19 protein-coding genes are annotated in these 19,062 nt (G+C 37.3%); 14 read left to right on the top strand and 5 right to left on the bottom strand.

Features of this window, described 5'->3' with window-relative positions; all coding sequences use genetic code 11:
• Positions 1–57: 57 nt before the first annotated feature.
• On the bottom strand, positions 58–969 hold the full coding sequence (locus ACQKIH_RS01580) for a COX15/CtaA family protein (protein WP_427763042.1): 912 nt from the start codon (positions 967–969) through the stop codon (positions 58–60).
• A gap of 876 nt (positions 970–1,845) precedes the next feature.
• Between ACQKIH_RS01580 and coxB the strand changes: the two genes are divergently transcribed.
• The 6 genes from coxB to ACQKIH_RS01550 all read left to right on the top strand — a co-directional run bounded on the left by coxB (position 1,846) and on the right by ACQKIH_RS01550 (position 8,338).
• Positions 1,846–2,916, top strand: coding sequence for a cytochrome c oxidase subunit II (gene coxB / locus ACQKIH_RS01575; RefSeq protein ID WP_057985718.1), 1,071 nt, complete (start codon positions 1,846–1,848; stop codon positions 2,914–2,916).
• A 40-nt stretch (positions 2,917–2,956) separates the two neighbouring features.
• Positions 2,957–4,897, top strand: a complete 1,941-nt coding sequence (locus ACQKIH_RS01570) for a cbb3-type cytochrome c oxidase subunit I (protein ID WP_057985720.1) — start codon at positions 2,957–2,959, stop codon at positions 4,895–4,897.
• On the top strand, positions 4,897–5,523 hold the full coding sequence (locus tag ACQKIH_RS01565; RefSeq protein WP_057985722.1) for a cytochrome (ubi)quinol oxidase subunit III: 627 nt from the start codon (positions 4,897–4,899) through the stop codon (positions 5,521–5,523). The genes ACQKIH_RS01570 and ACQKIH_RS01565 overlap by 1 nt, the downstream gene beginning before the upstream one ends.
• A gap of 1 nt (position 5,524) precedes the next feature.
• Entirely contained in the window at positions 5,525–5,869 is a 345-nt protein-coding gene (locus ACQKIH_RS01560; protein ID WP_057985724.1) for a cytochrome C oxidase subunit IV family protein, read from the top strand.
• A 908-nt stretch (positions 5,870–6,777) separates the two neighbouring features.
• Entirely contained in the window at positions 6,778–7,692 is a 915-nt protein-coding gene (gene ctaG, locus ACQKIH_RS01555) for a cytochrome c oxidase assembly factor CtaG (protein WP_057985728.1), read from the top strand.
• A 184-nt stretch (positions 7,693–7,876) separates the two neighbouring features.
• Positions 7,877–8,338 (top strand): DUF420 domain-containing protein, encoded by a 462-nt coding sequence (locus tag ACQKIH_RS01550; RefSeq protein ID WP_057985730.1) that lies wholly within the window; start codon positions 7,877–7,879, stop codon positions 8,336–8,338.
• A 117-nt stretch (positions 8,339–8,455) separates the two neighbouring features.
• Here ACQKIH_RS01550 and ACQKIH_RS01545 read toward each other — a convergent pair whose 3' ends face one another.
• A complete protein-coding gene (locus ACQKIH_RS01545; protein WP_057985732.1) occupies positions 8,456–8,812 on the bottom strand; it encodes a YugN family protein in 357 nt (118 codons plus the stop codon).
• Between the two features lie 149 nt (positions 8,813–8,961).
• Here ACQKIH_RS01545 and ACQKIH_RS01540 point away from each other — a divergent pair, with 149 nt between their 5' ends.
• From ACQKIH_RS01540 to ACQKIH_RS01530, 3 genes are all read left to right on the top strand, one after another.
• Positions 8,962–10,008 (top strand): CAP domain-containing protein, encoded by a 1,047-nt coding sequence (locus tag ACQKIH_RS01540; RefSeq protein WP_427763040.1) that lies wholly within the window; start codon positions 8,962–8,964, stop codon positions 10,006–10,008.
• 75 nt (positions 10,009–10,083) lie between these two features.
• Entirely contained in the window at positions 10,084–11,550 is a 1,467-nt protein-coding gene (locus tag ACQKIH_RS01535) for a UDP-N-acetylmuramoyl-L-alanyl-D-glutamate--2,6-diaminopimelate ligase (RefSeq protein WP_057985736.1), read from the top strand.
• A gap of 78 nt (positions 11,551–11,628) precedes the next feature.
• On the top strand, positions 11,629–12,078 hold the full coding sequence (locus tag ACQKIH_RS01530) for a YlbF/YmcA family competence regulator (RefSeq protein ID WP_427763038.1): 450 nt from the start codon (positions 11,629–11,631) through the stop codon (positions 12,076–12,078).
• Positions 12,079–12,524: 446 nt separating this feature from the next.
• Here the strand turns inward: ACQKIH_RS01530 and ACQKIH_RS01525 are convergent, their stop codons facing one another.
• Positions 12,525–13,433: a glycerophosphodiester phosphodiesterase family protein gene (locus tag ACQKIH_RS01525; protein WP_057985740.1), complete on the bottom strand. Its 909-nt coding sequence runs from the start codon at positions 13,431–13,433 to the stop codon at positions 12,525–12,527.
• A gap of 243 nt (positions 13,434–13,676) precedes the next feature.
• On the opposite strand from ACQKIH_RS01525, the gene ACQKIH_RS01520 reads away from it, so the two are divergent.
• Positions 13,677–13,949 carry a YlbG family protein gene (locus tag ACQKIH_RS01520; protein WP_057985742.1) on the top strand — a complete coding sequence of 91 codons (273 nt, stop codon included), beginning with the start codon at positions 13,677–13,679 and terminating at the stop codon, positions 13,947–13,949.
• Here the strand turns inward: ACQKIH_RS01520 and ACQKIH_RS01515 are convergent, their stop codons facing one another.
• Positions 13,950–14,339: a DUF7147 family protein gene (locus tag ACQKIH_RS01515; protein ID WP_057985744.1), complete on the bottom strand. Its 390-nt coding sequence runs from the start codon at positions 14,337–14,339 to the stop codon at positions 13,950–13,952.
• Between the two features lie 51 nt (positions 14,340–14,390).
• Between ACQKIH_RS01515 and ACQKIH_RS01510 the strand changes: the two genes are divergently transcribed.
• The 3 genes from ACQKIH_RS01510 to coaD are packed head-to-tail and all read left to right on the top strand — an operon-like array spanning position 14,391 to position 16,934.
• The gene (locus ACQKIH_RS01510) at positions 14,391–15,806 is read left to right on the top strand and encodes an RNA polymerase II (protein ID WP_427763037.1); all 1,416 of its coding nucleotides are present in this window, start codon (positions 14,391–14,393) and stop codon (positions 15,804–15,806) included.
• A gap of 30 nt (positions 15,807–15,836) precedes the next feature.
• Positions 15,837–16,397 (top strand): 16S rRNA (guanine(966)-N(2))-methyltransferase RsmD, encoded by a 561-nt coding sequence (gene rsmD, locus ACQKIH_RS01505; RefSeq protein WP_057985748.1) that lies wholly within the window; start codon positions 15,837–15,839, stop codon positions 16,395–16,397.
• A gap of 54 nt (positions 16,398–16,451) precedes the next feature.
• Positions 16,452–16,934, top strand: a complete 483-nt coding sequence (gene coaD, locus ACQKIH_RS01500; protein ID WP_057985750.1) for a pantetheine-phosphate adenylyltransferase — start codon at positions 16,452–16,454, stop codon at positions 16,932–16,934.
• Positions 16,935–16,997: 63 nt separating this feature from the next.
• Here coaD and ACQKIH_RS01495 read toward each other — a convergent pair whose 3' ends face one another.
• On the bottom strand, positions 16,998–17,891 hold the full coding sequence (locus ACQKIH_RS01495) for a hypothetical protein (protein ID WP_427763036.1): 894 nt from the start codon (positions 17,889–17,891) through the stop codon (positions 16,998–17,000).
• 92 nt (positions 17,892–17,983) lie between these two features.
• Between ACQKIH_RS01495 and ACQKIH_RS01490 the strand changes: the two genes are divergently transcribed.
• The gene (locus ACQKIH_RS01490; protein WP_057985754.1) at positions 17,984–19,054 is read left to right on the top strand and encodes a SepM family pheromone-processing serine protease; all 1,071 of its coding nucleotides are present in this window, start codon (positions 17,984–17,986) and stop codon (positions 19,052–19,054) included.
• The last annotated feature ends 8 nt before the right edge of the window (positions 19,055–19,062 follow it).

The following is a 19,062-nucleotide window of genomic DNA, read 5'->3' as shown; positions in this document are numbered from 1 at the left end:
AGTCCATAGAAACAAAAAATCTGATCCAACTATAACAGTTGGATCAGATTTTTTTCGTTATTTACTTCGAGATACGAGTAAAATCATGTAACAAAGAAGTCCGAATAATAATGTAATTAATAATGAGTGCATTAATGCCACGAACAATTGTAATTTTAACAGTACAACAAGCATTCCTGCTAGAACTTGTAAAACGACAATAATGGCTGCAATCACCCAACCCCAATAAATAACGCGTTGTTGCTTGTAATTTTTTACGACATAAATCGTAATATAAGCAATCCAAACAACAAATAGTAAAACAGCAAAACGATGCCCCATCTGTACCCATTCATATAAATTATATGGAATGGCGAATGGTTGATCATTGCGGCACAATGGCCAGTCAGGACAAACTAAGCTAGCGTCCGTATGGCGTACTAACGCACCGGAATAAACAACAACATATGAATATAACGTGACACTAATCGTATGTATTTTTAACTTTTTGCTCATATAAATTTTATCTGCGTCGAATTTTGTATCCACTTCAAATACAATTAATGAGAGCAATAACACTGCTGCAAATGAGATTAACGAAATGCCGAAGTGTAACGCTAAAATAAAATCACCTTGTCCCCATAAAACTTGTGCAGCCCCGATTAAAGCCTGCAAAATAAGGAAGAACATGGCCATAGAACCTAAAAACTTCACTTCACGAATATGTCCTAAAGAACGCCAAGACCACACTGTTAATACAAGAATGAAGATGGAAACGGCTCCAGTCACAACGCGGTGTGAGAATTCAATTAAAACTTCTGTCGTTATTTCCTTAGGGATTAAAGAACCGTTACAATCAGGCCAGTTTCGTCCACAGCCCAATCCACTATCCGTTTTTGTAACGAGTGCACCACCCAAAAGAATTAGTAACATGCCAATAGTTGCTGCGACAGCAAACCATTTTAAAAATCTACTATACTTGTGTTGCATAAAGTAAGCCACCTACTTTGATATTCAACATCGCTTAAAAAAAAGCGTCTCTAGTTTTAGATAATAGCGAATAAATGAATAAAAGACAACTTCATTCATAATTTCTGCATTTTGAATCAACCATTTTTTCACAAATTGTTCATAAATTTGTCTCCTATCCTTCACAAATATTGTAAGGAAATGCATTACTATATAGATGTTGATTTAGATTTTTAAACGTTTCACTTGCATTTCGAAAACTGTTCGTCGAAATTTCACGAAACGTCTAGAAATCCGATACAAAGTTAGATATAGTTAGGGTAGCGGAAAATGCTTACAAATTTGAAAGGAGAGGTAATGTATTGAAAGGTTTTGTTTTTGCTCTTCTGGAATACGAATCTAAATGCTAGAATTTTTTTGAATGATCTTCTTGCACTCATAAGATTGGGATTGTTCATTCAAACTTAATCACAACATTCAAAAGAATTTTGCAAATTTTCTAATCACATTGACCCAAATGAAATTACATACTTGTAGATCATTTATTATTCATAGTGTTAACGATTTACGCTATGACGTGTTTAAGGTCAACTCGAAAAAGGTAGATTAAAAGCAACCACAACTAGTCAGTACACAGACTCTAATCAAAAGTAAGCGAAATTTTGTTTTTGATGGCATCGTTCGCGGCCGACATGTGAGGACGAAAAGGTATGATTCTATGTAGAAACGTAGAGTATGATGTCATAACTATTTCAATGTTCCGAACAGTTATGGATGTAGGTTTATTATGATGCATGCTATTTTGGAAGTCTTTCTAAACTAAGATTTCGCATAGAGCATAACCACAGTCCTAGTAACACATGAAAATACAACAAAGAAAGAGGGGTTTATTAAGCTATGATGAAAGGGCTTAAAAAATGGCGTTTATTCTCGCTATTAACAGTAATGACAGTATTCCTTTCAGCATGTGGTGAAGATTATATTTCTACACTTCGCCCAGCAGGTGCAGTTGGTAAAGAGCAGTTAAATCTTCTATTACTTACATCTATAATCATGTTTGCTGTAGTAATAGTAGTGTCAGTTATCTATTTAGTTGCTTTCTTTAAGTTCCGCCGTTCAAAAACTGGCGAAAACCACATGCCAAAGCAAGTTGAAGGAAGTCACACACTAGAAGTGATCTGGACAGTTATTCCGATTATCTTATTATTAATCATAACGGTTCCAACGTTAAACTCTACCTTTAAATTTGGGGATGTTGCCGCAATGGATGAGGTAGATGAAAACGGTAATAAAACAGCGCTTACAGTAAATGTAACGGCAAAATTATATTGGTGGGAATTTGAATACCCAGAGCAAGGTATTATTACTGCACAAGAATTAGTAGTACCAACTGGTGAAAAAGTATACTTCAATTTAATTGCTACAGATGTAAAGCATTCATTCTGGATTCCAGCAGTTGGTGGGAAAATGGATACAAACGTTGATGGAATTAACAAATTCTACTTAGAATTTGGTAAAGAATCAAAAGACTTAAATGAAGGTGAAGGCGTATTCTACGGTAAATGTGCAGAGTTATGTGGTCCTTCACATGCATTAATGGATTTCAAAGTAAAAGCACTTGAGCGCCCTGCATTTGATACATGGGTTGCATCAATGCAAGCTACTGAAGGAAATACGGCAAGTTCAGAGTCAGCTAACGTTGGAGAAGCAACATTTGCAAACTCTTGTCTAGGCTGTCACGCAGTTTCGGCTGTTGCAGGTCCGGGTATGGGTCCTAACCTAGCTACATTCGGTGATCGTAATCGTCTAGCTGGTTTCATGGATCATACAGTAGAAGCAACTACGGATTGGATTATGGATCCAGAGTTTTACAAGCCAGGTAATACAATGACTGGTAAATACAACGTCACTGAAGAAGAAGCGAAAGCAATTTCTGAATACTTAATGACGTTAACTATTGAAAAATAAACAATTAATTAGATAGAAACATTTGAAGGAGGTTAATGTTGTGAGCTCTGTTACACAGAAAAAGGGCTTTGGAGCACATGTATGGGACTATTTAACAACGGTCGATCATAAAAAAATCGCCATTATGTATTTAGCTGCCGGTACATTGTTCTTCGCTATTGCAGGTTTTGAAGCGTTACTGATGCGTATTCAGTTAATGTTCCCTGAAAGTACGTTCATCTCTGCAGGCCTATTTAACGAACTATTAACAATGCATGGTACAACGATGCTATTCTTAGCAGCGACACCATTATTATTCGCATTTATGAACGCAATTGTACCGCTCCAGATAGGTGCGCGTGACGTTGCATTCCCATTCTTAAACTCGCTAGGATTTTGGTTATTCTTCTTAGGTGCGATTTTCCTTCACCTATCATTCTTCCTAGGCGGAGCACCTGATGCAGGGTGGACATCATATGCATCACTATCTTTATATTCACCAGGACATGGTATTGACTTCTATATTTTAGGTCTACAAATTTCTGGTGCAGGTACATTAATTTCAGGTATTAACTTCATCGTAACAATTATTACGATGCGTGCACCTGGTATGACGTTCATGCGTATGCCATTATTTACTTGGACATCTTTAGTATCAAGTTCATTAATTTTATTTGCATTCCCTCCACTTACTGGTGGATTATTCTTAATGTTAGTTGACCGTATGTTCGGAGCAAACTTCTTTGATCATACAATGGGTGGTAACACTATTATCTGGGAGCACTTATTCTGGATCTTCGGTCACCCGGAAGTATATATTTTAGTATTACCAGCGTTTGGATTATTCTCTGAGATTATTCCTGTATTCGCTCGTAAACGTTTATTCGGATATTCTTCAATGGTATTCGCAACAATTTTAATCGGTTTCTTAGGGTTCATGGTATGGGCTCACCACATGTTCACAGTTGGTTTAGGTTCTACTGCGAACGCAATCTTCGCTGTTGCAACAATGGCAATCGCCGTTCCAACAGGTATGAAGGTATTCAACTGGATCTTAACCATTTGGGGCGGGTCTATTAAAGTTACAGTACCAATGCTTTATGCACTTGGTTTCATCCCGTCATTCGTTGCGGGTGGTGTTACAGGGGTAATGCAGGCAACTGCTCCACTTGACTACCAATTACACGATTCATATTTCATCGTAGCTCACTTCCACTACGTAATTGTTGGTGGTATCGTAACTGCGTTATTCGGTTCAGCTCACTTCTACTGGCCGATTATGTTTAACCGTACGTTAAATCATAAATTAGGAGTACTTACTTTCTGGGTATTCTTTATTGGTTTCCATTTAACGTTCTTCTTACAGCACTTCTTAGGATTAATGGGTATGCCACGTCGTGTATTCACATATATGGGCGGTCAAGGTTGGGATTTATTCAACTTCATTTCAACGATCGGTGCCATGATGATGGGTGTTGGGGTAGTTTTATTAGTAGTAGACGTATTATTATCGATTAAATCTAAACCAGTTAACAAACGTGATTACTGGGGAGATGGTCGTTCACTTGAGTGGGCAATCGAAACGCCACTACCATTCTATAACTTTAAACAAACGCCACTTATCCGTGGATATGATCCATATTGGATTGAAAAAGAAGAAGGTAACAAAGAAGGTATGGTATATGCTGAGCCACTAGGCGAAATTCACATGCCAAACAACTCGATTTTACCTTTAGTTATGTCAATTGGTACATTTATCGCTGCATTCGGTGCATTATATAGTCCATGGGGCGATCAAGTGCAAGCAGGTACAGCAACAGGTGCTTCACCAGCAGTTTCATTAGCGTTAATTATTGGGGGATTAGGTTTAACGATTGCATGTATGATTATTCGTTCAGTCAAAGATGACCTTGGTTTCCACGTAACAGTTAAAGAAATTGAAAAAATTGAAGCAGATTTAGCTCACTACCGTGCAACAGGTAAAAAAGGGGGTAACAAGTAATGGATCTTAATCAAAAATTTACTCCACAAACTTGGCCAAAACACCCTGAACAAGCAACATTAGAAGGGAAAAACAAAATTGTAGGCCTTTGGATTTTCCTTGCTTCTGATACTGTTTTATTCGCAAGTGTGTTTGCTACTTATATCGCATTAAAAGATCATGGTCCAGCAGGTATGACATTCGCTGCCAAGGATCTGTATGAGTTACCTTTAGCGTTCATTATGACGATGTTACTTTTAACATCATCTTTAACTTCTGTGTATGCCATGTATCATATGAAGAATTATAATTATAGTGGCGTTCGTACTTGGATGGGGATTACAGTCCTTTTAGGATTAGGATTCTTAGCTTTAGAAATTTACGAGTTCCAACATTATGTTCATATTGGTTTTGGTTATACTCAATCAGCATTCTCTTCAGCATTCTTTACGCTCGTTGGGATGCACGGGATTCACGTTATCATTGGTTTAATTTGGATTTCAGGTTTAATCTTCCGTAACAGCAAACGTGGATTAAATTTATACAACGCACCGAAGTTCTTTGCTGCTTCTTTATACTGGCACTTCATTGACGTTGTATGGGTATTCATCTTTACAGTAGTATATCTGATGGGAGTGTTGGGATAATATGTCACACGAAACTCATGTAGAAGTACGTACTCAAGCACAATACGAATATGACAAAGCGCATTCAAAAGCGCATATGCGTAAGCAAGTAGTGAACTTTGCGATTATGATTTTCTTAACATTTGTCGCATTTGCTTCAGTTGTAGCAGGCTTTCCAGCAACATTTATTGCTCCAGTAATATTATTATTAGCTGGTATTCAAGTGGTATTACAACTTTATGCATTCATGCACTTAGAAGACCGTTCTACACATATGGTTGGTGTCATTGAGTTCTTTATTTGGAGTGGAGGCTTCCTTGCGTTCACGTTCTTTGTAGCGTTTACGACAATTATTTGGTGGGGTTAATCATTCAGACAAAACCGTTCTTAGCATAAAGCTGAGGACGGTTTTTCTACATATATAAGTTTAATCAAAGAATCTAACCTTATGATGTAAGCATTCTAATAAAGCTTCTCATAAAGTACCTGCTAGTTTAGGCTGGCTAAGCAGATGAGGCGCACAGCTTTGTTGCACAAATCTATACGACTCATCTGTGTGCTTTGTGCAAGGCCAGCCTATTAAAAATTTTTCCTTTCTAAAACTTTCTGCATTTTTCGCCGCTTGCCGTGGGAGGCGGCGTTATCCTTAATAAACTTTGTCCCACTGTGCAAGGACTATCCTGCATTTTTTTCTGTTGAAGGGCAAAAAATATATAACCTTTGTGCAAAGTTGAACCTTTGAAATGAAAAAATTATATTGCAAAATGAAATCAAATGGCATGTATTGCAGGATCGACAGCATGATGTTGGCAAATTTTATTGTCAAGCGTGTATTTCAATAAAATATGGAGTAGCAAAAACTAACTTCACATTCGAGAAAGTGATTAGGGGTTGCAGTGGAGAAAACTTGAATAGAAAGGAGTTGATTGGAATGGAGGGGAGGGGAATCCTACGGGAACAGCACGTGCGGAAAATCCACTTGTTTCGAGATATATCGAGAAGCAAGTTAGTTGGAGCCGTGCCCGTGGAACGCGTCCGGACCGGAATGGAAATCAACTCCCCCTTTTTAGAAAGGGCTTTTTATGTTTAGTTCTTTAATTGATAATACATAAATTGAATATACGAATTATCGGAATGCCGATGTTCAATTAAGAACGCTTTAAGCAATACATAAAATACATGTTTGAATTCAATTAATTGTCATAGTTCTTCCATTGAAGTTAAAGAATAGGCAATCTATAATGAAGTAACTGATGTTTAAAGGAGCATGATTGTATGCCAATTAGTATTTTTGGTTTCCAAGCTTTATGGAGCCCATACTTAATAGGATTAATCGCATTTTTAACTGTAGTCTATTTTTTAGTAACGATTACTTGGAGAAAAGATTTTAAAGTAAGTGAACCATTAAAGAAGAGTGAGGCAATTTACTTCATTCTTGGTATGATTGTGCTGTATATTATAAAGGGCTCGCCAATTGATTTACTAGGTCATATTATGTTTACAATGCATATGACACAAATGGCCATACTATTACTTTTAGTACCGATATTTATTATTAAAGGTATTCCTTGGTGGGTTTGGAAAGTGGTTGTGGAAGCACCTGTTGTACGGACAATTTTTAAAATCTTCACAAAACCATTAGTGGGCATCTTAGGTTTCACAGGTTTATTCTCGATTTATCATTTACCTGCAATCTTTGATACCATTAAATTGAACGAGACGTTTCATGGCGTTTTCACGATGATTTTATTTATTTCTGCACTATTTATGTTTTGGCCTTTACTGAATAATATTGAAGGTCAGCATCAAATGAAAAATATTCATAAGCTTGGCTATATTGCTTCCAATGCGGTATTAATTACACCGGCTTGTGCACTGATCATATTTGCTTCAAGCCCAATGTATCTTACATACAGTGACAGCGCGATGTGGTTAAAGGCGATGGAATTATGTGTGCCGGCATCTACACTTTCAGGTCTTACTTTATCGGGGCCAGAGTTATTCTCGAGTATGGATTTATTAGCCGACCAACAAGTAGGTGGCGTGTTAATGAAGATTATTCAAGAAATTATTTTTGGTGTTCTTTTGTTCCGTATTTTCCGCAAATGGTGGGATACAGAGCGCAATAGTCAAAAGGAAATAACGGAAAATGCTTTAAAGGAATTCCAAAATCGAACGCGTTATCAATAATGTAACTTGATTCAGCAGGGGGTCAAACCCCGACTGAATCAAGTTAAGCCCCGGCGGATGTCACAGATTTTTTAGGGGAGGTTTTCGAGCGAGCTCGAAAAAATCTGGACGCAATTACGCTGGGGCGTAATTGATTTGATTGTTTTCGTTGGAATTTTACTTCACGTAGATTGGGGATTTTGAAATGGGCGTACCTATGTTACCGACAATTAGTACATTCTTCATCGTTGTTAGTGCCATATTAGTAGCGATTGGTTGGGTATTAATTGCACAAAGAAAAGTTGAGGCACATAAAAAAGTAATGATGGCAGCAGGTGTATCAGCACTTACCTTCTTTATTATATATGCGTCAAGAACAGTTTTCATTGGCAATACAGCTTTTGGTGGACCAGATGAATTAAAAGGATACTATACATTCTTCTTAATTTTCCATATTACATTGGCGACAGTTGGTGCAGTATTCGGTCTTACAAGTTTATTGTCAGGATATAAGAATAATTTAAAATTACACCGCAAAATTGGTCCAATTACAAGTATTATTTGGTTCTTTGTTGCAATTACAGGTGTATTAGTTTATTTACTTTTATATGTGATTTATGAAGGTGGAGAAACGACATCGGTAATTAAGGCGATTTTAGGTTTTTAGATGAACGAAAGGCTTCCTATAGTTGATATAGGAAGCCTTTTATGTAGAAGTGAAAACGTTTAGAAGTTTTTTCAACATATAAAAAAGCTGGATTATGTACCAGCTTTTTTAGGTGAATTAAATTCCGTATGCAGATAGTTCTTTACGAACATTAGATAAAACTGTTTCGCAATCTTTTACAAGATGTGCAGGGAATACTTCGTCAGTATATTCTACACCATGTGGGTAGTAGTATTTACCGATTGCTGGTTTGTTAATGTTTAAAGTTGCATTGTGAGCTCCTACATCACCTGATACGGCGTTGCAGAAAACGCGTAAATAAAAACGGCCTTCACGTACATCGAAACAACGGTCAAATGTCATACGGTCATAATCCCATGCACCATGACATTCTAAACCGAATTTACCCATGATTGTAGATAAAATTTCTTGATCAACTTTCACTTCTTCAAGTTGTGTGTTTTCAAAATACATCTAGATATCCTCCTTTTGTATATCGTACATAAGTATACGCTCAAGTTTAATAATAGAGCAAAATGGTAATTCTTGCAATGACAACATTGTGTCATAGTGTCTACAATTGGTATAATTATGAGGAGGAAGTTGCACCTAAGGAGGGGCTTATGAAAGCGTTATTTCGTATATTAATTGTTGCAACATGTTTAGGGATGGTTTACTATTTTTCAGATTTTGATAATTCGACGACAGGATTATTAGAAGGACCCAATCAAATTACACAACCAGTAACCAATGTATTACCTGAAAATCTTAACGGGGATGATTTACCAAGGCCAACAACCGGAATTTCTACGTATATTGGGAAGTCTAGTGAAGAAATAGTGGCGCATTACGGAAAACCAAATCGGATAGATGTTTCTGCATTTGATTATGAGTGGTGGGTTTATAATGTAGAGGGTCAAACATTAATGGTTGGGGTTGATCAAGAATTCGTTACGCAAGTGTATACAAATAATGTGAAGTTTAATATAGCACCATACCAAATGGGGCAATCATTAGATGATGTATATCGGATGACGATTTTTGAACAAGAAGTAGCGGTTAACATTGGTGAAAATATATATATGTTCGCAATGAATGAAATGGATATGCAAAATCGTATTTTAGTAAAATATGAAGACATTTTTGCACAATTATACATAGATGAAGAAAAGCAGCAGTTAGATGGTATTCGGTTTTTGGATGGTCAAACATTAGTGCTGCATAAGCCGTATGAATTACAATTTGCTGGAGAGCTAGTAGAAGCTAGTACACCGTCTAGTTTCAAACAAATTGAAATTAATTTAGCGAACGGCAAGCAATTAACGGAACTTGTCAATTCGTATCGCCTGAAAAATGGATTACCTAATTTCCAGTACATGGATCAGTTAGCGACAGTTGCTGGGGAACACAGTGAACAAATATTTTTAAATAATAGGCTAACACAGGATTCAACGATAGACACGTTAACAAATCGTTTAGATGCGTATGAAATTAGCTATCAAAATGCTGGTGAAAATAGTGCGACCAATTATGTAGATGCCATCGAAGTTGTGCATGGCTGGATTAATTCAAAAGAACATCGAGATTTAATTTTAAGTGAACGATTTAATCGGGTTGGATCTGGCGCATTCGTCAATTATTTTACACAAATTTATATAGAAGAAAAGTAAACGTTCATCTAAAAAGGTGAACGTTTTTGTGTCGTTTTTACTTTCATTTCATATAGTAAATGGAGGAGTGTGGGCGTGCAACTTGCAGAACTAGTAAAAGATTGGCCTTGCACAGTGAAGGGTTCTATTCGAACAGAAATTATTCAGGTTGAAGATGATGCAAGACGAGTAAAACCGGGTGATTTATTTATCGCGCGCAAAGGAAAGCATTATCATGGACTGACATTTTTAGATGAGGCGATGGAGAAAGGGGCAGTAGCGATTGCTGTTGAAGATGAAATGCAATTTGATTCATTGAAGCTTCCTATTCCCATCGTCTGGGTGCCCAATTGTTTAAGTTTTTTAGCCTTTGCTAGCGCCAAATTATATGGATTTCCTGCCGAAGCGTTAAGCGTTATTGCTGTAACGGGAACGAATGGGAAAACGACAGTAACACATTTCATCGGGCAACTATTAACTAAATTACAACAGCGTGTCATGGTAATCGGCACAAACGGTATATTTATAGATGGTGAAAAATGCTATCAAGAATTAGAATCATTAACAACATTACAATCGAAACATTTACAATTTTTATTATCGAAGGCGTTAGAACAAAAAATTGATTATGTCGTATTAGAAGCTTCATCGATGGGTTTAGCAAAGCACAGGTTGGATCATTGTGAAGTTTCCTTAGGAGTGTTTTTGAACGTTACAGAAGATCATATCGAGGATCATGGCAGTTTTGATGACTATAAAAAATCAAAACAGCTATTAACAAAGCTGACTAAAAAAATTCTAATTAATAATGATGATGCTGTTTGTCGTTCTATTGGAATTATTGCGAAAAACAAAAAGTATTATTTTGGAACAGGTAATAAAGTCGATGTCCATTTACAACTTTTATATGAAACGAGTAGTGTTTCGGTTTGTTGTATTCAAGCAGATGGCGAAAAACATGTCGTGACGCTACCAATTATTGGCGAATACCAGAGGAATAATGTACTTGCAGCGCTGTCGAGTCTTGCTATACTAGGACTTCCATTTCATGAACTTTGTCAGGCGACGCAATCTTTGTCATTACCAAAAGGTCGATTTGAACAAATTTCGAATCCCCTTGGCGTGAAGATTTATATTGACTATGCCCATACAGCAGATGCGATGAAAGGTATTTTACAAACATTAAAAAAACATGCATCCAACAGATTAATTGTTGTTTTTAGTTGTGGTGGTGACCGAGATCAAGCGAAACGGCCGAAAATGGGTATGGTTGCTTCGGCTTTTGCAGATTACATTATTTTAACGACGGATAATTCAAGAGGAGAATCTCCACAGAAGATTAATGAACAAATCAGAAAAGGATTTTCATCTTTGCAACAATTTGAAAGTATATTAGATCGGCAACAAGCCATTGAAAAGGCGATTAAAATGGCTAGACAAGGGGATACGATTGTTATTTTAGGAAAAGGACATGAGCAAACACAACAAATTGGGCAGCAAACAACGCATTTCTCGGATAAAGAATGTGTAGAATTAATATTAAAGCAGCTGGAAGTTTCGTAAGCGCGCTTTGGGGAGATGTTTCGCTTTATTTCCTTACTTTTTCTGTTATGATAAAGTGAGAGATTGGGGGAATATACAATGCTCATGACTTCTGAATGGGTTTTCATTTTAGATGAGGTCGATGAATTAAGTGCGATGATTCTTTCCTCAGAACAGGCTCAAAAACTTCGCCAAGCTTATCAAGCTGTTTATGAGGATATAGAACTTTCGACAAGAATTAAGGCCTTTCAACGCATAAAAGATCAATATGAGGATGTACAACGCTTCGGGAAGTACCATCCAGATTACAATATAATTATGAAACAAATACGAACAGAGAAACGTCAGCTGGATTTAAATGAGCAAGTGGCGACATTAAAGCTAGCGGAAAATGATTATCAAGATTTACTCGATGAAATTAGTCTCATTATTGGGCATTCTGTTTCAGAGGCGGTAAAGGTACCAGTAAGTAATCCGTTTTTTGCGAGTGCAGGCTCAGCTTGTGGTACGGGCTGCGGTACGGGTGGCGGCTGTTCTTGTTCAGCTTAAATTGATTCATACAAAAGTGCTTCACTGCTATTATGAGGGGGAAGTGACCAACTTTTATAAGAGTGAAACAAAAACGTCATTTGCGTATCGTGCAGGTGATGTTTTTGTTTTGAGAATATTTTGGTTGGCCCGATTTGCGGAGATAAAAATCAATTACGCCCCAGCGTAATTGCGTCCAGATTTTTTTCGAGCGCGCTCGAAAACCTCCTCTTAAAAATCTGTGACATCCGCCGGGGCTTGGGTCAACATGATGTTGATCACAAAGGCGTTGTCACAGGACGTGACGGGTTTAGCCTTTGAGCATCTACTTCAGCCGAAGTTTGAACCCACTGAATAGAATTGCCTATTTGGCATTCATCTCCCACTTATAGAAGTAGGGGATGAATGCTGAATCAAATTAAAAAAGCTACCCCTCGCGTTTTTTCGCAAGAGGTAACCTTTTAAAATTATTGGTTTACTTTTTGAATTAGTACTTCTGCAATATCTGGTCGATTAGTTACGATACCAATAGCGCCTTGGCGAACAACGCGGCTCATTGTCACTAAATCGTCAATTTCAGAATATAGAACAGGGACATTTAAATCTGCTAAAAAGTTAATGAACTTTTGTGAATCAAAGTTGAAAACACCTGATTTTAATGGCACTTGGAACAAATCAACTTTTGGACTGTAAAGATGTCCAAATTGACTTGTGAAGGCTGTTATCGCTTTTTTAATATCTGCTTCACCTGCGCTTAATGCAATGCTGTTACGGGCATAGAGATTAAAGCGGTCAATTTGCTCGCTATGTGGACTCGTCACGATAATTTGATTTTGTACGGCTAATTCTTCAATTAATCGCCATAATTTTGAAGGCATTAAGCTTCCTTCATACGTATCGGGCCCGTCTTGAATGCTAATGATAAACAGTTTATCTGAATACGTTTCAAGCAGTTCTCGCAGTGTCACAATTGCGACAGGTTCATCACGATAAGGTTTATTGCCTTCTAAGCATTCGAAATTATACCCATTGTTTAATTGTTGGAGCTCTGTTAAAGTCATATCTTTTACATAGCCAGAGCTATTCGTCGTTCGATCTACTGTGGCATCGTGAAAGGCGATAATTTCCTCGTCCTTTGTGAGACGGATGCCAATGCTAAAGCCATCGACACCAAACGTTACAGCCTTTTCAAATGCTTGTAATGAGTGTTCAGGAGCTAAGCCTGCCCCACCGTGATGAGCAATGACAACTGGACGTTCAAATTGGAGCGCCTCTTTTAATTCACGTTTTTGTGGTTTAGAAATCGCTTTTGAACCAGCCCAAGCAGCTGCACTTGCTGCAGCGATAGCGATTGCAATGTTCGTTTTTTTACCCATAATATCGTCCCCCTCTACCCATACATCGTTCATTTTTAAAATAAAAACTAGTGTGACAAAACAGAGTGTACATGGTGGATCTATCGCATGTGGCGTAATGTCACGCTACTAATTTCCATTATAGCGGAAAATATACTGAGATGTCTAAACTCTGTTGCTAACAAATTGTACATTTGGTATTCTTTTATTGGATATGTAAGCAAAAGTTAAGCGGAAATGCACATAAGAAAAGAGGGATTTTACATGAATGAAAGACAAGGATTGATTGTGTATGTGCATCAAATGAAGCATGCTAAGTCATTACGAAAATATGGTCACGTGAACTTTATTTCAAGGAAGTTGAAATATGTAGTGATCTATTGTAACCGAGATGAGATTGAATCACTTAAAAATAAAATACAACGTCTTCCATTTGTGAAAGACGTTGTAGAATCGTTCCGACCACTCCTAAAGACGGAATTTGAAAATTCAAAACCAGATAAAGCAAAGGAATATGATTATAAAGTCGGACTTTAATTAATGCATTGGTGGCAAATAGTGATTTAGCCGTAAAATTCCAATTAAGTATTGATAAAACTGATTTGTTTCCGAAAAGATAGAAGAGTGCTTTATTTCGAAAATACTTTCTTGTTTGTTTGCTTTATGCACAACTTCCTGGAATATTTCGATTCGCTTCGAAGGTTTTTCTTCATTGTATGGAATTCCTTCGCGGCAAATATAAATCGGCATGAATTTGCTTTCACCAGAAGGCTTAAATGCTACTGCAAGTGAAGCAACCATGCTACCATTATGATTAGCAGTGAAGATGAACGCGTTATGGATACGGTGCTCATTCGTTTGGATTAATTCGCAAAGCTCGAAAACATCGCCATAGCCTTGACCTAGTTCTATAAATTGTTGAATCATTAAGACACATCCTTTCCATACAATAGTATCATGATGCAGGAGGACAGGCACATGAAAGTTGCCGTAAGTTTTTTTTCGTTTTTAGCAGTATTAATAGGGACGATGCTTTTTGTACAGTATCAAGTTTATTCAGAACAATTGGACACTATTGACAAAGGGTATCATTACTCCCAAGAGATTGAAATTGTATATCGTGGGGAAAGCTTGGACATTCGCCAGCATTTTAAAAATTTACCGGCTGAAGAAATTGCGATTCAGTGGCCAAAAAATGCTGTAAACCCAAATTGTTTTATTGAAAATGAGAACAGTTGTGCACGTTTAAGTGAAGACTCGACAAAATTTAAAGCGGGAGAAACACGTTCACAATCGATTTCGTATGTGATACCGCTTGATAAGGGTTTACAATCAGGAAAGTTATTGAAAGGGATTTTTGCTACATTAAATGAGGGCGATGTTCAATTTTCGACTGTACATATTACAACGGATCACAATGTTGAAGGTCAATGGGTAACTGGTTTACCATTAATTGGTGAGCAACAATTATCCCTGGTAAACTACGCGATGTTCAGTGGGAAAGGCCCGGTTAAAGATATTTTCTGGCAAGAGGGCGGATTTGATTTACAAAAGCAAACAGATATTCTTTCGATTTATTCCAAAAAGCCTCTGCAAGCTGCATTTTATGACAAGCTTGAACAAGTGAATTTCTTGAGTGAGGATCATTTAGCCATTATTAATGGGTCAAATATGGATGGTCTCGAAGGTTATCGCATGCTGTTTTTACCAGATATCACGGTAGCTAAAGTACAGCAAAAAGTCATTATTTCACAGCTTGAAACGAGCTATCAATTTGGTGATAGCCCTCATTGGATTAAGGAGCTCGTTGCATCGTATTTAACAGGTACGGTATTTGGAAGTGAAAAAACAAAAGAAGTGGTATCAACAATGACGGGCCAAATGAACGATCAACAATTAGCGGATTGGAATGGGCGTTTAATCGCGCTAGAAGGCAAAAAGATGAATGCTAAAGTGTTGGATGAACAATTGTCAGAGGTACTAGGAGCTTCAACGAATTTTGTTACAATGAATGCGGAATCTGAAACATTTTATCCGTTTTTATATATTGACGGACGAGAGATCTTTGTCAATTTACATGAACAAAAGGATATGCATGTTATTTTAAAAGATGGAGAAATGCTATATTCTGCTAATGCGTTATTAAAGACGCTTGGCTATCAAGTTGAAACTGGGGAAAATGGTTATTATGTGACAAGTGAAACACGTACCTTCCGTTTCCCAAGCGAGCCAGGCTTCTATGTATTTAATCAGCGACGTTATAACACGATTTCTACACCGGTTAAAATTGTTGCAGATCAATATTATATTGAAGAGTCATGGCTACAGCGATTATTTTTAATTGAATTAACAAAATCGAATAATCGCATTACAATTACAACAACTGAAGAATAATAATGATGATATAGAAGGTTTGGTGAATACATGCGTGTTGTCGCAGGAGAACGAAAAGGAATGCCATTAAAAGCAATTGCTGGGGATACAACGAGGCCAACGACAGATAAAATAAAGGAATCCATTTTCAATATGATTGGACCATTTTTTGACGGTGGGATTGCAGTGGATTTATTTGCGGGTAGTGGTGGCTTAGGGATAGAAACGTTAAGCCGTGGTGCGGACCGTGCCCTCTTTATTGAAAAAGATAGCCGCGCTTTCCAAACATTGCAGGAAAATATTAAAAAATGTCGCTATGAACAAGTGTCTGAGTTATTTCGGGCGGATGCGATGCGTGCTGTTAAAGCATTGTTAAAAAGAGATATTAAGATTGATTATTTATTTGTTGACCCTCCTTATCATAAAAACGAATATTATGATTTAGTGGATGCCCTTGTACAAGGGGAGAAATTAGCTGCTAATGCGATTATTCTTTGTGAGCATTCAAGAGACGTGGCACTACCTGAAAGTTATGGATCATTTAAGTTATCTCGTCAAGAAACATACGGAAGTACGATTATCTCGATATATCGTCATTCAGCGAGTGTTTAAACACTGGACGCAATTATGCCGAGGTATGGGGCTTAGGGGAAGAGGGAGAAACGATTGACTGATAAAATAGCGGTAGTACCGGGAAGCTTTGACCCAGTAACGAAAGGCCATTTAGATATTATCCGACGAGCTGCAGATGTATTTGATATAGTGTATGTCGCGGTGTTAAATAATTCAGCAAAGCAGTCGTTATTTTCCATTGAGGAACGTATCAAATTACTTGCTGAAGTAACGGAAGATTTACCAAACATCCGGATCGAATCTTCATCAGGTTTACTCATTGATTACGCACGTGAAAAAAAAGCAAAAGTAATTGTCCGTGGACTACGCGCGGTTTCAGACTTTGAATATGAAATGCAAATTACTTCAATGAACCGAGTGCTTGACGAAAATATTGAGACATTTTTCATCATGTCCAAAAATCAATATTCATTTTTAAGCTCAAGCATCGTAAAAGAAGTAGCAAAATATGGCGGGAATATCGGTGAATTAGTTCCAACAATTGTAGAAAAAGCACTTAAAGAGAAATTTAACTAATTAAAACGACAAGACCAGATGAATTGGTCTTGTCGTTTTTTTTCTTGTAAAGGAAATCAAAGCTTAAAGGAAAATAAGGAAAAACAGTATTGGAATGACTAAGCTATATAAAAGTCGAATCCAAATATAAGGACGTATGGCAATTTTGGCAGAACGGGCAATAACAATGACTTGCAAATGAATGCTCAAACTTTGTGTTGTTAATAGCACGACCGTCGCAAGCAACAATATGTTTCCGGTAAGTACATTGTGTAATAAATATAAACCATTTGTCATTTCGAGTAAGCCAGCAACCGCTAAATGAAAATATTCAGGTAAAGCTTGGAATATTGAATCCGTGCTATGTAAAAATACACTATATACAGTTGTGAAAAAGACGATTGTTGCTGCTACGATGAGAACGGTTGGTACGCTATCTTTAATGCTATTTGTAAAGGGTTCGGCATCCTTTTTAAAAGGTTGCGCAGTAAAATTTGCTTTCGGCAGGTAAAAATAAGAGACGGTTAATAAAATCAAAGAAAAGGCATGGACTAATAGTAAATACTGCCAAGCAATTGTAGTGGATTGAAATAAATCATGTGCAACAAAACCAAAAACAAATAACGGGCTTGGACTATGACAAATACCAAGTAAATAAGCAGCCTGTTTTGGTGTAAGTTGTCCTTGCTTTGAAAGGTGAGCAATCGTCGCTGCACCAGTCGGAAAGCCACCAACTGCACTGATGACATACGTTTTAAAAAATAAGAAGTAGGAAGCGGTTGTTGCTGGCTGTGCAGTTAATCGAATAAACCAATTCGTTAAGATTAAGTAAGGTAATAAATATGGAAATAAAGCCTCCATAAATAAAGAAACGCCTAAATCGGCACCTTCATGGGCAACTTGGGGAAACATCAATAATAAAACGATCAAGGAAACACATAAAATGATTGTCCAAATGGCGATTTTCATCCTCTTCAATTTTTGTTATTCTTTTGTCCAAGTGCTACACTTAATGATATGCGAATACAAAATAGAATAGTCGTACAAAGATGGTGGGGGCGAGTTGTTAGATGAATAAGTTAACGAAAATTTTATTAGGTTTGTTCGTTATTATTTTTGGGGTGCTATCATTTTATCGCCTGGATTATTACGTAACAAGACCGGGTGGCACGTATAATATTACAGACTTTATTTCGATTCAAAATGGAGATGAAGATGATATCGGAACGTTTAATATGACAACCGTTGCAATGGGACGCGCAACGCCGATTACGTACGTGTTAGCACAAATGCGGGACTATTATGATATTGTCAAAATGTCCGATGTGCGCCAAGAAGAAGAGGACGATGAAGAATATAATTTACGACAATTAAAATACATGACAGATTCACAATTCAACGCGACGTATGTGGCTTTTAATCGAGCTGGATTAGAGTATCGTGTGACGTATAAGGGATTATATATTTTAAATGTCATTTCTGGTGGTGCGGCAGAGGGCGTATTAAAGCCGGGGGATGAAATTGTAGAAGCGGATGGCAAGCGGATTGAAAGTTTAAAAGAATTCATTGAAATCGTCACTCCGAAAACAAAAGGTGAGGAAATTCAGCTTGTTGTGAAGCGTGCGAATGAATTAATCGACGAGAAACTAACGATTAAAGAAATTCCGGGAGCAGAAGGACGCTACGGGATTGGTATTACGTATTCAGAGAGCAAAGCAATTAAAACAGACCCTAAAGTAACGGTTAAAACTGAGGACATTGGAGGACCATCAGCAGGCTTGATGTTTACTCTAGAGTTACTAAATCAATTACTCGATAAGGATTTAACGAAGGGCTACAATATTGCAGGTACAGGTGAGATGCATGAAGACGGGCGAGTAGGCCGCATCGGTGGAATCGAAAAAAAGGTCGTAACGGCTGATAAACAAGGTATGGCGATTTTCTTTGCACCAGATGATGAAATAACAGAAGCGATGCTTGAGCGTAACCCAAACATCGTTTCAAATTATAAAACTGCTAAGGAAACAGCCGAAAAGATTGGCACAAAAATGAAGATTGTCCCAGTAAAAACGATTGATGATGCATTGCAGTATTTAGAAAAGCTTGAACCCAACAAATCAATTACGCCTCGGCGTAATTGAGTCCAGAT

Source organism: Solibacillus cecembensis (assembly GCF_050272495.1).
Classification (GTDB): Bacteria; Bacillota; Bacilli; order Bacillales_A; family Planococcaceae; genus Solibacillus; species Solibacillus cecembensis.
This window is presented reverse-complemented; position numbering and strand designations above follow the sequence as displayed.